Source organism: Ruegeria sp. CK1 (genome assembly GCF_056536545.1).
The window spans coordinates 67,711-79,923 of sequence record NZ_JBQFPX010000012.1 but is presented as its reverse complement, the minus strand read 5'-3'; the positions used below and the strand labels follow the sequence as shown (position 1 = coordinate 79,923).

The window sequence follows — 12,213 nt, the reverse complement described above, 5'->3', positions numbered from 1 at the left end:
ACCGTCGGCGCCGGCGTTGTCTCGAAAATCATCGAGTAATTCGCACCAGCGAATATCTATGGAAAGGGCGTCCCTCGGGACGCCCTTTTTTCGTTTTCGGATATGCTGACGGTGATGCTAACCTCGTTTGTATTGAGATATTGCAATAGGAACGAGGTCATAAGATGAACTTCTCAGAGCATTCAATTTGTCTGGTCGCAGCAATTGCTTTCTCATCTACCTCGGTGTCATCGCAAGAAATTGCGGATCGGATTTACCTAGGTGGGCCGATAGTCACAATGAATGACGAAGCGCCGTCTGCAGAAGCAGTCGCGGTCAAAGACGGGCGTATTCTTGCGGTCGGATCGCTTTCTGATCTGTCTGCGCATCAGGGTGATGTAACAGAAACCTTTGATCTGAGCGGGCGCGCAATGTTGCCGGGGTTTGTTGACAGCCACGGGCATGTCGTTATGGGTGGATTACAAGCTTTGTCCGCCAACCTTCTTGCGCCGCCAGATGGGGAAGTCGTCGATATCGCGAGCCTGCAATCAACTTTGTCCAACTGGGCGTCGGAAAACTCGGAAGCAATTGAGCAGGTAAAACTGATAATTGGTTTTGGCTACGACAACGCTCAACTAAAAGAACTACGTCATCCTACACGGCAAGAGTTGGACATGGTGTCTGAGGATTTGCCTGTTGTTATCATTCATCAATCTGGTCATCTGGGGGTCGCAAATTCCAAGGCACTGGAATTGGCCGGTATCACGGCCGCTTCAGAAGCCCCTCCGGGTGGGGTGATCCAACGCGATGACGCCGGTGAGCCAAACGGAGTGCTGGAAGAGTACGCGTTCTTTTCTGTACTTGTGCCCTTACTGGGAAATCTGGGTGAAGAGGGTTTGGCAGCTTTCGCCCGAGCTGGAACCAATCTTTGGGCAAAGTTTGGATATACGACCGGACAAGAAGGCCGCTCGTCCGGTGAAATCGTCGAAGTTCTCAGGAAAGTTGCTGCAGAAGAAGGGCTTCCCATCGATGTAGTAGCTTTCCCGGATGTGCTGGAGGCGAGAGATTTCATTGGCGCAAACACCTCTGCGGATTACGACAATCGGGTTCGGGTAGGGGGCTGTAAACTTACAATCGATGGATCGCCACAGGGATTTACGGCGTTGAGGGATCGTCCCTACTACGATCCGGTAGGAAACTATGCCGCCGGGTATGCTGGATATGCAGCCATCACGATGGAGCAACTGCAAGACGCGGTGAACTGGTGTTATGAAAACGGCTTCCAAATCCTCGTACATTCGAATGGGGAAGGCGCGTCTGACATGTTGATTGCAGCACTTGAGGAAGCGCAAATAAAATATGGCGATCCAGGGAACCGTCCTGTTCTAATTCACGGACAGTTTCTAAGAGAGGATCAGGTCGCCAGTTTTAAACGCCTGGGCGTTTTTCCGTCGCTTTTCCCGATGCATACGTTTTACTGGGGCGACTGGCACCGGGATCACACTGTCGGTCCGGTTAACGCCGACAACATCTCGCCCACAGGATGGCTGCGTGAGCGTGATATGATGTTTGGAACCCACCACGATGCCCCGGTTGCTTTTCCGGACAGTATGCGTGTTCTTGCAGCGACGGTCACCCGCCGTACTCGGTCCGGTGACATTTTGGGCCCTCATCAGAGGGTCGATGTGATGACGGCCTTGAAAGCCATGACACTATGGCCTGCTTGGCAGCATTTCGAAGAGGATGAAAAGGGTTCGATTGAAGTTGGCAAGGTTGCGGATTTTGTAATCCTTTCGGATGACCCAATATCGGTCGACCCAGAGACTTTGGCGGAACTCAAAGTGCTTGTAACTATAAAGGGCGACGAGGTGATATACGAAGCCGAAGAGGGCGTCAGAGAGGGCAATTTGCAGTTCTCACCGTTTTCCAGTGATCCCGTGGTTGCCCATCTATTTTTGCATGCAGTGTATCAAGGCATGAAGGTCGAGAAGCCGTGGCTGTCCCAGAATTAACCCGAGACTTATGATCCCAATTTATGGTTGTAATTGGACGGTTCTGCCCGAAAACAAGGTTGATGTTACTGAGATTACAGGCGGCTGCGGATTGCTATTAGCAACGGTTACTATTCAGTCATCGTAAGTGCCTGAATGAAAAGCATCGAGTGACCACCGTTGCTGTGGTTTGTTTCTGCAGGGTTGGTGGTATGGTTCAAAGTCAGTAAACTCTTACGCTGAAGCGGTGCTTTTGTACGACGCACTGCAAGAAAAAAATTTGAAACTAAATGGAAAACTTTCTTCTTTTATCTTTTATCCTCCTCGGGTCCGGAATTGCCATTGTTCCGATCGCAGTTTGGCTTGGGCTGGGCTCGGTTCTGGGGTTCCTGATTGCGGGTATGTTGCTGAGCTCAACACTGGTCGCACTTAACGTCGACGTAGAAAACCTGGAGCAATTCGCCGAATTTGGTGTTGTCATGATGCTGTTCCTGATTGGCTTGGAACTGGCACCAAAAAAGCTGTGGGATTTGCGGCGCAGGTTGCTGGGACTGGGTGGATTGCAACTGATCTGCACGACACTTGCGATCATGGGTTTGGCTGTTGCCTTGGGTCAAAAATGGCAGGTAGGTGCGGCAATTGGTTTGATCTTTTCGTTGTCGTCCACGGCGATCGTGCTGCAAACTCTGCACGAAAAGGGATTGCTTATGGGAAGCGGAGGGCAATCCAGCTTTTCCGTTTTGCTCATGCAAGACATTGCGGTGATTCCCATTCTCGCCTTGCTGCCTCTGTTGGCGATGCCGGAGTTTGCGGCGTCTGGTGTCAGCAGCGTCAGTCATGGACCCTCGATAAGTTCCGGTTTTTCGTTAAACCTTGTTCAAGGTCTGCCAGACTGGCTCAGAGCGTTTGTGACGCTCGGCTCGATCATTTTGGTCATAGTCGGAGGGTCTTATTTGACGGGCCCTGTGTTCCGATACGTTGAGTCTGCCAAGCTGCCCGAACTTTTAACGGCCATGGCCCTAACCATTGTTGTCGGTGTCGCCGTCTTGATGATGGTAGTAGGGTTAACTCCAGCACTTGGCGCGTTCATCGCCGGTGTCGTGCTGGCCAACAGCGAGTATCGTCCTGCCCTTGAAAAGGAAATTACACCGTTCAAGGGGCTGTTCCTGGGATTGTTTTTCGTCAGCGTCGGTGCCTCGGTGAACTTTAGGTACATGGTTGACCACATGGGTTTGGTTATCGCGCTGACTATTGGCGTGATGGCTATCAAGGCTGTGGTCCTATTCGCTCTTGGTCGATTATTTGGCGTATCCGGCGCAAATAACTGGCTGTTTGCGCTAGGAATGGCGCAAGCCGGAGAGTTTGGTTTCGTGTTGCTGTCGTTCTCGGTTGCAACCCATGTGCTGAGCGCAGATATGGCGAACACATTGATCATTGTCGTCGCGTTGTCGATGGTGCTGACGCCGTTGTTCTTTCTTTTCTACGACAAGGTCATCGCGCCGCGATATGCGAAGGTGGAACCAGCCGAAAGCTAACGACGGGTTGCTGGGTTGCTGGTGTTTTAGGGAAAGCATCAGGCGGTCGGCACTGTGATGGAATGACCAGAGCGTCTGCCGTCAAACAACGATTTGAGACTCCAAATCGAGTTAACCTCGTTGCTCGAAAAACGCGCGACGCAATCTGATCGATGTCTGGATCTCTATTTATTCAACCAGGTTTGTTCGGTGATTGGTCACCTGAAAATCCTAGGTGACCAATCTCTGGTTCCGAAGGAACAGCTAGTTTATGTCCTGAACCTTCATGACCAGTTCGTTCCAGTTGCGCTGGTTTTCGATGTCGTGTTCCAGCCCTTGTTCATCGGCAATTGTGAAGCGCTTGACCGCTGGGGTTTTGCTCGTCGCTTGGTAGAGCCAATAGGCTTCGGCCTTTAAGGCTTCATCTATAGGTTTATCAATGGATTCATAAACCATCTGTTTGCAGGCATTGATGGATTCCGCAGGGAACTGCGCAATGCGGTTTGCAAGAGCGTCGACAAAAGGCCCGATTTCTTCAGGTTCCAAAGCCTTGTTGATGGTTCCAAAGCGTTCGGCATCGTCTGCGTCGTAGTCTTGCGCGCTGAGGATGATTTCCAGGGCTCGGCCCAATCCGGTCTGACGCGCCATCCGTGAGGCGCCTCCACCGCAGGGTAAAATCCCCATTCCAACTTCCATTTGCATGAACTTGAACTTACCGCGGGCCGCAAACCGCATGTCCAGCGCCAAAGCAAGTTCATGGCCGCCACCTCGGGCGAACCCTTCCAGCTTCGCGATTGTCGCTTGCGGCACCCGGCTAATGCGTTCGCAGACAGCTTGCAGATCCAGCAGTTGAGCCTCATCTCGGGATACGGCATCTGTCGACATATCTTTTAGCAGTTCGGTGTCATAGTGGCAGACCCAGATTTCCGGGTTTGCAGACTCGAACACAACGACTTTGACGTTGCGGTCGCGTTCCAGACGCATAGCCAGACTGTTCAGGTCGGCCAGCATTTCCTGACCCTGCACATTGACGGAACCAAAATCAAAAGTGACTGTAGCGATTGCGTTTTCGACCTTTACGTCGAAGGTCGTGAAGTTTTCGTACTTCATAAGAAGTCCTCGTCTGTCGCGTTTCACTGCTCAGAAAGGAACAGCAATGAACGTTGCGGTTACTAAAATGGTGAAGCAGTGTTTGGGGATCGCTGCACCTGAAAGACAATTTATTGGATAGTTTTTGTAAATAAATGGCGCAAATAGGATTTCAGTTTTTAGAAATAAGGTATAATTCTTTTCGTATTCGACAACGTCGGCTTCAACGCTGAACTGATCGCTCAACCGGTAAACGAGCCATTTGCTTTAGTGCTATCGCTGAGTGCGTTGGCTACAGCTTGCCTCGGCATTGGATTCAGAGGAGACAAGAAGGGCTGCCAATGTCGACGAGGGCAATATGAAGTACTTTTGTATCGGGCTAACAAAAACAGGGACAACGTCCATAAACGGATTGATGGCTAGCCTTGGATATAAGACGCATGGGTACTCTGGTAAGCTCCTGAACGAATACTTTGATAAGGGAGGTATCGGCCCAAGAATCATCAAGGCAATCAACGATAATGATGCGTTTGATGACTGGCCATGGCCCTTTCTGTATCGCCAGTTGCTGGAGACACTCGGTCGAAATGCCACGTTCATTTTGACGCGCCGAAGATCACCCGAGGCATGGTTGGACTCGGTCAAGCGATATTCGTTGAATACGCGAACGCAGGCGATCCGGCAAAAAACATATGGAACTGAGTTTCCGCATGGTTTTGAACAGCATTTTTTGCTTCGGTACACTTCTCATCTGGAAGAGGTTCGGACCTATTTCAACGAACAAGACGCAAGTGATCAGCTCATTGATGCCGAAATTGGCAGCCCGGAACTTTTGAATGCCATTGCCGCTGCAACAAATAGATCCGTCGAGGACCTGAATTTCCCGCATCAAAATGCGACGACGCAAAGACGGAGAGTTGCGGTGGAGAACCTCAAAAAGATCAACAAGGCGCAGTTGGGGCTGGGCAAGAGACCAATCTCGCTCGAAGAAGCCGGGTTTCGGCAGAATTGACCGGTGCAGCGACGGGTTCACTAAAGCTTCTCGGACCGCAGGGCTGCGTTTCCCCGGACATTCGATTTGATCAAGGCCAAGCAGAAGGCCCTTGGCGTTTCCCCCTTGCCAAACCCCGCCAACCCCACTAATACGCGCGAGTTCTCACTAGGAACGTCAAGGCGGGGTGATTCCCGCCTTTTGGGTTCGATGAGGGTTGGCGATGCGCGTCTGTCCTCCTCTCAACCTCAACGCCTGATAAAAGGCTGTTAATATGCAAAGCCAAAACATCCGTATTCGGCTGAAGGCATTTGACTATCGCGTTCTGGATGCCAGCACGCAAGAGATCGTCAACACTGCCAAGCGGACCGGCGCGAACGTGCGCGGCCCGATCCCGCTGCCGAACAAGATTGAGAAGTTCACGGTTCTCCGTGGCCCTCACGTTGACAAGAAATCCCGCGACCAGTTCGAGATCCGTACGCACAAGCGTCTCTTGGACATCGTTGATCCGACCCCCCAGACCGTTGACGCGCTGATGAAGCTCGACCTCGCTGCTGGTGTGGACGTCGAGATCAAGCTGCAGTCGTAAGATCGGAGGGTATTATTCATGCGCTCTGGTATTATCGCTAAAAAAGTCGGCATGACCCGCCTGTTCATGGAAGACGGCAAGCAGATCCCTGTAACCGTTCTTCACCTGGACAACCTGCAGGTCGTTGCACAGCGTACCGCTGACAAAGACGGCTACACCGCCGTTCAGCTGGGCGCCGGTGCTGCCAAGGCAAAACGCACCTCGAAGGCCATGCGCGGTCACTATGCCGCTGCAAAGGTTGAGCCCAAGCGTAAGCTGGCCGAGTTCCGCGTCTCCGAAGATGGCCTGATCGATGTGGGCGCCGAGATTTCGGCAGAACACTTCCTGGAAGGTCAGAAAGTTGATGTTTCGGGTACCTCGATCGGTAAAGGCTTTGCCGGTGCAATGAAGCGCCACAACTTCGGTGGTCTTCGCGCCTCGCACGGTGTTTCGATCAGCCACCGTTCGCACGGTTCGACCGGTCAGTGTCAGGACCCGGGCAAGGTTTTCAAAGGCAAGAAGATGGCCGGTCACATGGGTGCTGCCCGTGTAACCACCCAGAACCTGGAAGTCGTCAAAACCGACGCCGACCGGAACCTGGTCTTCATCAAAGGCGCCGTTCCCGGACCGAAATCGGGCTGGGTCACCGTCAAGGACGCCGTCAAGAAGAAAGCACCGGAAGGCCTGCCTTTCCCGGCTGCTGTGAAATCGGCTGCAACCGAAGCACCTGCGGAAGAAGCACCCGCGGAAGGTGGTGAAGCATGAAACTTGATGTAATCAAACTGGACGGCGGCAAAGCCGGCAACATCGAGCTGGATGCAGAGCTGTTCGGTCTCGAGCCGCGCGCGGACATCCTGCACCGTGTGGTCCGTTGGCAGCGCAACAACGCGCAGGCCGGCACCCACAAGGTCAAGACCCGCTCGGAAACCAGCTACTCGACCAAGAAGATCTATCGCCAGAAGGGCACCGGTGGCGCACGCCATGGTGACCGCAACGCGCCGATCTTCCGTGGTGGTGGTATCTACAAAGGTCCCGTCGTGCGTTCGCACGGTCATGATCTGCCGAAGAAGTTCCGCAAGCTTGGCCTGCGCCACGCTCTGTCGGCAAAAGCCAAGGCAGGTGAACTGGTCGTGATCGAGAACGCCGAAGCCGAAGGCAAGACCGCCGCTCTGGCCAAACAGGTTGCAAACCTGGGCTGGAAACGCGCTCTGGTCATCGACGGCGCGACCGTGAACGAAGGGTTCCTGAAGGCGTCGCGCAACATCGAAGGTCTGGATATCCTGCCGTCGATGGGTGCAAACGTTTATGACATCCTCAAGCGTGACACTCTGGTGCTCACCAAAGCGGCTGTCGAAGCACTGGAGGCTCGACTGAAATGAGCGCGAAGGCAGAACACTACGACGTGATCCGCAAGCCGATCATCACCGAAAAGTCGACCATGGCGTCCGAAAACGGCGCGGTTGTTTTTGAAGTGGCGATCGACAGCAACAAGCCGCAGATCAAAGAGGCCGTTGAGGCGCTGTTTGGTGTGAAGGTCAAAGCGGTAAACACCACCGTGACCAAAGGCAAGGTCAAGCGGTTCCGCGGCCAGCTGGGTCGTCGGAAAGACGTCAAAAAAGCATATGTGACCCTGGAAGAGGGTAACACCATCGACGTAAGCACCGGTCTCTGATCGGACCCGTCTTTGGGATGAGATAAAGGCCCCCGCGAAAGCGGGGGTTTTTCTTTAGCAGCGACACAAAAAATTAAGCGCGAAACAATCGTGTTTTGCATTAATCGCTTGCTATGCCGGAGCGGTAGTCTATCCGGTTTTCAACAAACAAAAGACATGGCAGGCGTATGACAAAACCCTCTCTCTCGACCCGGAAAAATCCGGATGTGACCGCTGCGCGGGATTGGGTTTCGACGCTTGCCAAATACCGTGAACCGAACCAGTGGCGCAGTTCCTTCGAGCTGGGCGTCAGCATTATCCCCTTCTTTGTGCTTTGGGCGCTGTCCTGGATGTCCTTGTCGGTCAGCTATTGGCTGGCTTTTGTAATTGCCGTCCTCAATGCGGCTTTCCTGCTGCGGCTCTTTGCAATCCAGCATGACTGCGGGCATGGGGCTTTCTTCAAGAACCGGATGGTCAGCGACTGGGTTGGGCGGGTGATTGGCGTGCTGACGCTGACGCCCTACGATGTCTGGCGCCGCACGCATTCTACGCATCACAACAGTTCAGGCAATTTGGACAAACGGGGAATGGGCGATATCCATACCCTGACGGTCGCCGAATACCAGTCCAAGACGCCCTTGAACCGATTTTGGTACCGTGTTTACCGAAACCCCATCACCCTGTTTGTCCTTGGACCCGGCTATCTGTTTCTGTTTCAGAATCGCGTCCCGCTGGGCCTGACCGGCAGCGTCAAGTTCTGGGTCAGCGCGATGGGTACGAATATCGCTATTCTGATTGCCCTCGCGGCCATCTATTATTTTGGCGGTCTGATGCCGGTGCTGCTGATCTTTCTGCCCTCAACCCTGATTGCCGCAACTGCCGGAGTATGGTTGTTCTATGTGCAGCATCAGTTCGAGGATACTCATTGGGACTCTGATGAAGACTGGCAACTGCACGAGGCGGCCCTACACGGAAGCTCGCACTATGTCCTGCCGTCCGTGTTTCAGTGGTTCAGCGCCAATATCGGAATTCACCACGTGCACCACCTATACAGCCGTATTCCGTTCTATCGTCTGACCGAGGTACTGCGCGACCATGACGAGTTGGCAAATAGCAACCAGATGACCATCCGTGAAAGCCTTGCCAATGCGAGGCTGCACCTGTGGGACGAAAAACACCGTCGCCTCTTGTCCTTCGCCGAGGCCCGCGCGCAGTATCAATAAGGGGTTCGAACCCCGGGCTTGATTAAACACAGGAAAGTATATGTGACCTTGTAAGAGGGTAACACAATCGATGTGAGGGCTGGACCGTGATCCGACGCTTACTGCAACTATTCACGGCCTCGGCGGTTCAACCCGCAGGGGCTGATTTTGTTTCAGACCCTGAAACTGTGTGTGCAAAGGTGCTGCAACAGATGCGCGCTTTCAGTGCCGAGCCTTATTTTCAGATCGCCGACGAGAAGCTGGGGTTGCTGTCAGTTTTTGATGATCTGAAATACGACCGGGCGGATGTGGACATGATCTCTCCGGCGATGCGTAAGCACGTGGTCGGCAAGCTCGGCCCGCTGGGGTTTCGACAAGTCTCCGGCACGGTATTGGAGCAAGCCGAGGCCGATATGCGCGTGCTCATCCCCAAGTTCCACGCCCTCGGCGCGTCGCCCTTCGACATTGCGCGCTATACCGAGAAACGCCCGCAAGATTACTGCTTGCTGACGCCCACGCAGGTGGCCAGTCAGTACGTGGACCACTATGAGTTGGATGACGCGGTGCAGCGGATTGAGGCGTTGATTGCGAAGCACCCGATCAACCTGCTCAAACTGGCGGATTATCTGGAAGGCAAGCCCAGACACCGCGCCTTTCGCGATGTGCTGGGCCATATCAAACGCCGGCAGCGGATCGCGGTGGAATCCGAGCCGCTGTGCCGCAGACGGTCTTTGGGATGAATGGCAATTTGTAACTCAGCCAAGTTTCCAAAAGGGCTTGGATCACCCCAAATAAGTTTGCCAGTCCTGCGGTGGTTTTGAGATGGTCAAATAGTCCTGTTCTTGCACGAGATCACGCCCGGGCAGCCAGAACTCATCCAACACGAATTCGGTGATCTCAACCCTCTGACCGATATTAAAGTCGTGAACATGCGGATAGAGCATAATCATCCACACGACCGCCATCAGATCTTCAAAGGTTTGAGGGCGGCATCTAACGGCACTGCTGTGTGTCGAGAACTGCAATTCCTGCCCACCAGGCAAACTGATCAACTGTTCTGGAAGCTCAAGCAGGTTCTGAGTATTGCGTGTTCCGCAAAACTTTTGAGCAAACCGATTGTACAGCCAGGTTGTTGTATGAGGTCGATCCGTCGAAGGTGACATCAGCGCAAGGTGCATTTTTCCCGGTGCGTTCAAGAGGTGGGTATAAAGCTGATGCACCAAGTTCGGCCAGTCTTCGGTTCGACAGTAGTACAGCGCGTGGTGTAGCGTAATCAGGTCAAAAGTTGCTCCATTCAGACGCTCTTTCACGGTTGTTTTTGTGACGTCTTCAGTTTGAAAGTCATGAAGAAAATCACCTTCTACCAGATGGACATCGTCAAGAAGGGTTCTTTCGACGCGTGCGCTCACTTCATCCAATGCCCCAGGGTCACAGTCGTACAACCACATCCCACCGTCAGACAGGGCGTGCAGCAGCTGAAACTGCGGTTCCTCACTTGACCCTATCGACAGCGTCCGAAACGGTTGATCACTTGAGCGTTCGCGCAAAAGTGGCTTGACGCTGCGAACCAAATCGCGAGCAACGTCTGCTTTTTCGTTGGTATAAGCTTCCCAAGTCTGAACTTGATCCCGCAAACTACGGTCAGCGGCTTTTAAGCCCTGTTTTATCAACTCAATGCGCGAAAGTTCGGTTGAGTTTCGTACATCAGTTTGAACTTGATCATACATCGGAATTCCTCCCGTGAAGCATTTGGCCAAATTTTACGGAAGGCACTACACAGAATGCCGTCAGTCATACCGGGGTCTGAAAGTTGGCCTTCTAGGCCCTCAGCCGTTGAAGTAATGGTCCCGAATTGAGTGTCTGAGTTCGTCTCTGGAATAGCCCAGATCCCTCAGGTCCTTGTGCGTCATAGAACCCAGCTCTTTGAGCTGTCTTTTGTATTTCGCTTTTTTCTCACGCTTAGCTTTTCTTTCCTCGGATGAGGCGAAAAACCGTGGGAAAAAACTGTTACCTGACTCTAGATCTATGTAGGCCATCGTTACTTACTCCTCCAAAAACCAAACTTTGTGAAAAACAGATGGGGAGCGTTGATAGGCTTAATGTTTCCCTAATCTTAATGTTCGTTAATGAATGGTCGCAGGCTTAATAGTGACCAGCGGAATGAATTGCTCAATCTCTCGGATTGCTTGGGAGTCAAAATCCAGCGCCGTGCATCTCGACAGTTGACCGCCTTATCTTTACGTACAACTTATACGCGCTCATTCTAACGCACTGGCTTGAGAAATTTACGACTATTGAAGTAGCTTTTTGAAAGGGTAATTCTTTAAAGGTCTTTGATGCGCTTTTTTGAAGGTCACCGTGGGGGTATAGCTCTTGTTCTGATCGGGGCACTGGTGGTTTCACCCACAGGGTCAGTTGTTGCTTCGCTCGATTTCACAAGTCCCGCCGAATTGCTTGCCTACCGCTGTATCGGCGTATTCTTTTTCTTTCTGTGTCTTTTGGCCTTTGATCGCGCTAAGCCATTGCCGCGCGTGATACACAACGTTGGTATGCCAGGCCTCTGCGCAGGGCTGTCTATCTCACTGGCGCTCGTATTCTCAATGTACTCTTTCCATCACACGACCGTCGCCCGGACATTGTTGTTCTTCTCTATCGCGCCAATGTTTTCGGCGCTTCTAAGTTGGTTTATTCTGGGCGAAAGGTTGACGTTGGCCACGCTTTTGGCGATCGCGTTGGCAATCCTAGGCATCTGTTTTGTTGCTTTCGGCGGTAGGGCCGATTTGGAAGATTCGAGGCCAGGACACTTATACGGTGACATTTCTGCTTTGTGCGGATCAATCACCTATGCCGTTTTCTCGGTATCGCTTCGTGCGGGGAAAGCCACCGACATGCGCCCGGCAATGCTTTTGGGCGGAGGCCTTGGTATCGTCTGGGGGATCGGTTTTCTGGCTCTGATGGGCCAAGGTTTCTCAGGAGACTTTTCAGTAGCTTCAACGATGATGTTTGTGGGCTTTTGTCTAACCGGCACAACATTTCTACTATTCTCCCTTGGCGCAAAGTTTGTGTCTGCCGCTGAATTTGCGATGATTTCACTATCCGAAGTGTTCTGGGGATCACTTTGGGCATGGCTGTTCCTGAGCCAAGGCATCTCCAGTTTTACAGCAATTGGCGCTATCGTTTTCTTTGCTGCCGTGTTCATAGATGCCAAATACGCGCGGTAGTTTGCAG

Annotated in this window: 13 protein-coding genes; 10 read left to right on the top strand and 3 right to left on the bottom strand. The window is 52.7% G+C overall.

Going from position 1 to position 12,213, the window contains the following annotated elements; genetic code table 11:
• Positions 1-164 precede the first annotated feature (164 nt).
• Entirely contained in the window at positions 165-1,991 is a 1,827-nt protein-coding gene (locus ACR0L3_RS19470; RefSeq protein WP_480747441.1) for an amidohydrolase, read from the top strand.
• Between the two features lie 269 nt (positions 1,992-2,260).
• Positions 2,261-3,505: a cation:proton antiporter domain-containing protein gene (locus ACR0L3_RS19465; RefSeq protein WP_480747440.1), complete on the top strand. Its 1,245-nt coding sequence runs from the start codon at positions 2,261-2,263 to the stop codon at positions 3,503-3,505.
• A 243-nt stretch (positions 3,506-3,748) separates the two neighbouring features.
• On the opposite strand, the gene ACR0L3_RS19460 is transcribed toward ACR0L3_RS19465, so the two are convergent.
• Positions 3,749-4,594 carry an enoyl-CoA hydratase/isomerase family protein gene (locus tag ACR0L3_RS19460; RefSeq protein WP_480747439.1) on the bottom strand — a complete coding sequence of 282 codons (846 nt, stop codon included), beginning with the start codon at positions 4,592-4,594 and terminating at the stop codon, positions 3,749-3,751.
• Positions 4,595-4,856: 262 nt separating this feature from the next.
• On the opposite strand from ACR0L3_RS19460, the gene ACR0L3_RS19455 reads away from it, so the two are divergent.
• The 7 genes from ACR0L3_RS19455 to ACR0L3_RS19425 all read left to right on the top strand — a co-directional run bounded on the left by ACR0L3_RS19455 (position 4,857) and on the right by ACR0L3_RS19425 (position 9,725).
• Positions 4,857-5,585: a sulfotransferase gene (locus ACR0L3_RS19455; RefSeq protein WP_480747438.1), complete on the top strand. Its 729-nt coding sequence runs from the start codon at positions 4,857-4,859 to the stop codon at positions 5,583-5,585.
• A gap of 253 nt (positions 5,586-5,838) precedes the next feature.
• Positions 5,839-6,153 (top strand): 30S ribosomal protein S10, encoded by a 315-nt coding sequence (rpsJ, locus tag ACR0L3_RS19450; RefSeq protein ID WP_008756422.1) that lies wholly within the window; start codon positions 5,839-5,841, stop codon positions 6,151-6,153.
• An 18-nt stretch (positions 6,154-6,171) separates the two neighbouring features.
• On the top strand, positions 6,172-6,897 hold the full coding sequence (rplC, locus tag ACR0L3_RS19445) for a 50S ribosomal protein L3 (protein WP_170328778.1): 726 nt from the start codon (positions 6,172-6,174) through the stop codon (positions 6,895-6,897).
• A complete protein-coding gene (gene rplD / locus ACR0L3_RS19440; RefSeq protein ID WP_480747437.1) occupies positions 6,894-7,511 on the top strand; it encodes a 50S ribosomal protein L4 in 618 nt (205 codons plus the stop codon). The genes rplC and rplD overlap by 4 nt, the downstream gene beginning before the upstream one ends.
• A complete protein-coding gene (locus ACR0L3_RS19435) occupies positions 7,508-7,804 on the top strand; it encodes a 50S ribosomal protein L23 (RefSeq protein ID WP_008757532.1) in 297 nt (98 codons plus the stop codon). Before rplD ends, ACR0L3_RS19435 begins: the two co-directional genes overlap by 4 nt.
• Before the next feature lie 167 nt (positions 7,805-7,971).
• Positions 7,972-9,006, top strand: a complete 1,035-nt coding sequence (locus ACR0L3_RS19430) for a fatty acid desaturase (protein WP_480747436.1) — start codon at positions 7,972-7,974, stop codon at positions 9,004-9,006.
• A gap of 86 nt (positions 9,007-9,092) precedes the next feature.
• Complete coding sequence (locus ACR0L3_RS19425; protein WP_480747435.1) at positions 9,093-9,725, top strand: hypothetical protein; 633 nt, start codon at positions 9,093-9,095, stop codon at positions 9,723-9,725.
• Positions 9,726-9,767: 42 nt separating this feature from the next.
• Here the strand turns inward: ACR0L3_RS19425 and ACR0L3_RS19420 are convergent, their stop codons facing one another.
• Both ACR0L3_RS19420 and ACR0L3_RS19415 read right to left on the bottom strand, forming a co-directional pair.
• Positions 9,768-10,712: a class I SAM-dependent methyltransferase gene (locus tag ACR0L3_RS19420; protein WP_480747434.1), complete on the bottom strand. Its 945-nt coding sequence runs from the start codon at positions 10,710-10,712 to the stop codon at positions 9,768-9,770.
• A gap of 99 nt (positions 10,713-10,811) precedes the next feature.
• Positions 10,812-11,021 (bottom strand): YjiS-like domain-containing protein, encoded by a 210-nt coding sequence (locus ACR0L3_RS19415; protein ID WP_480747433.1) that lies wholly within the window; start codon positions 11,019-11,021, stop codon positions 10,812-10,814.
• Between the two features lie 300 nt (positions 11,022-11,321).
• Between ACR0L3_RS19415 and ACR0L3_RS19410 the strand changes: the two genes are divergently transcribed.
• On the top strand, positions 11,322-12,206 hold the full coding sequence (locus ACR0L3_RS19410; protein WP_480747432.1) for a DMT family transporter: 885 nt from the start codon (positions 11,322-11,324) through the stop codon (positions 12,204-12,206).
• The last annotated feature ends 7 nt before the right edge of the window (positions 12,207-12,213 follow it).

Coding starts and splice junctions, on each gene's coding strand:
- ACR0L3_RS19470 (WP_480747441.1), top strand. CDS start 165: ATGAACTTCTCAGAGCATTCAATTTGTCTGGTCGCAGCAATTGCTTTC.
- ACR0L3_RS19465 (WP_480747440.1), top strand. CDS start 2,261: ATGGAAAACTTTCTTCTTTTATCTTTTATCCTCCTCGGGTCCGGAATT.
- ACR0L3_RS19460 (WP_480747439.1), bottom strand. CDS start 4,594: ATGAAGTACGAAAACTTCACGACCTTCGACGTAAAGGTCGAAAACGCA.
- rpsJ (WP_008756422.1), top strand. CDS start 5,839: ATGCAAAGCCAAAACATCCGTATTCGGCTGAAGGCATTTGACTATCGC.
- rplC (WP_170328778.1), top strand. CDS start 6,172: ATGCGCTCTGGTATTATCGCTAAAAAAGTCGGCATGACCCGCCTGTTC.
- rplD (WP_480747437.1), top strand. CDS start 6,894: ATGAAACTTGATGTAATCAAACTGGACGGCGGCAAAGCCGGCAACATC.
- ACR0L3_RS19435 (WP_008757532.1), top strand. CDS start 7,508: ATGAGCGCGAAGGCAGAACACTACGACGTGATCCGCAAGCCGATCATC.
- ACR0L3_RS19430 (WP_480747436.1), top strand. CDS start 7,972: ATGACAAAACCCTCTCTCTCGACCCGGAAAAATCCGGATGTGACCGCT.
- ACR0L3_RS19420 (WP_480747434.1), bottom strand. CDS start 10,712: ATGTATGATCAAGTTCAAACTGATGTACGAAACTCAACCGAACTTTCG.
- ACR0L3_RS19415 (WP_480747433.1), bottom strand. CDS start 11,021: ATGGCCTACATAGATCTAGAGTCAGGTAACAGTTTTTTCCCACGGTTT.
- ACR0L3_RS19410 (WP_480747432.1), top strand. CDS start 11,322: ATGCGCTTTTTTGAAGGTCACCGTGGGGGTATAGCTCTTGTTCTGATC.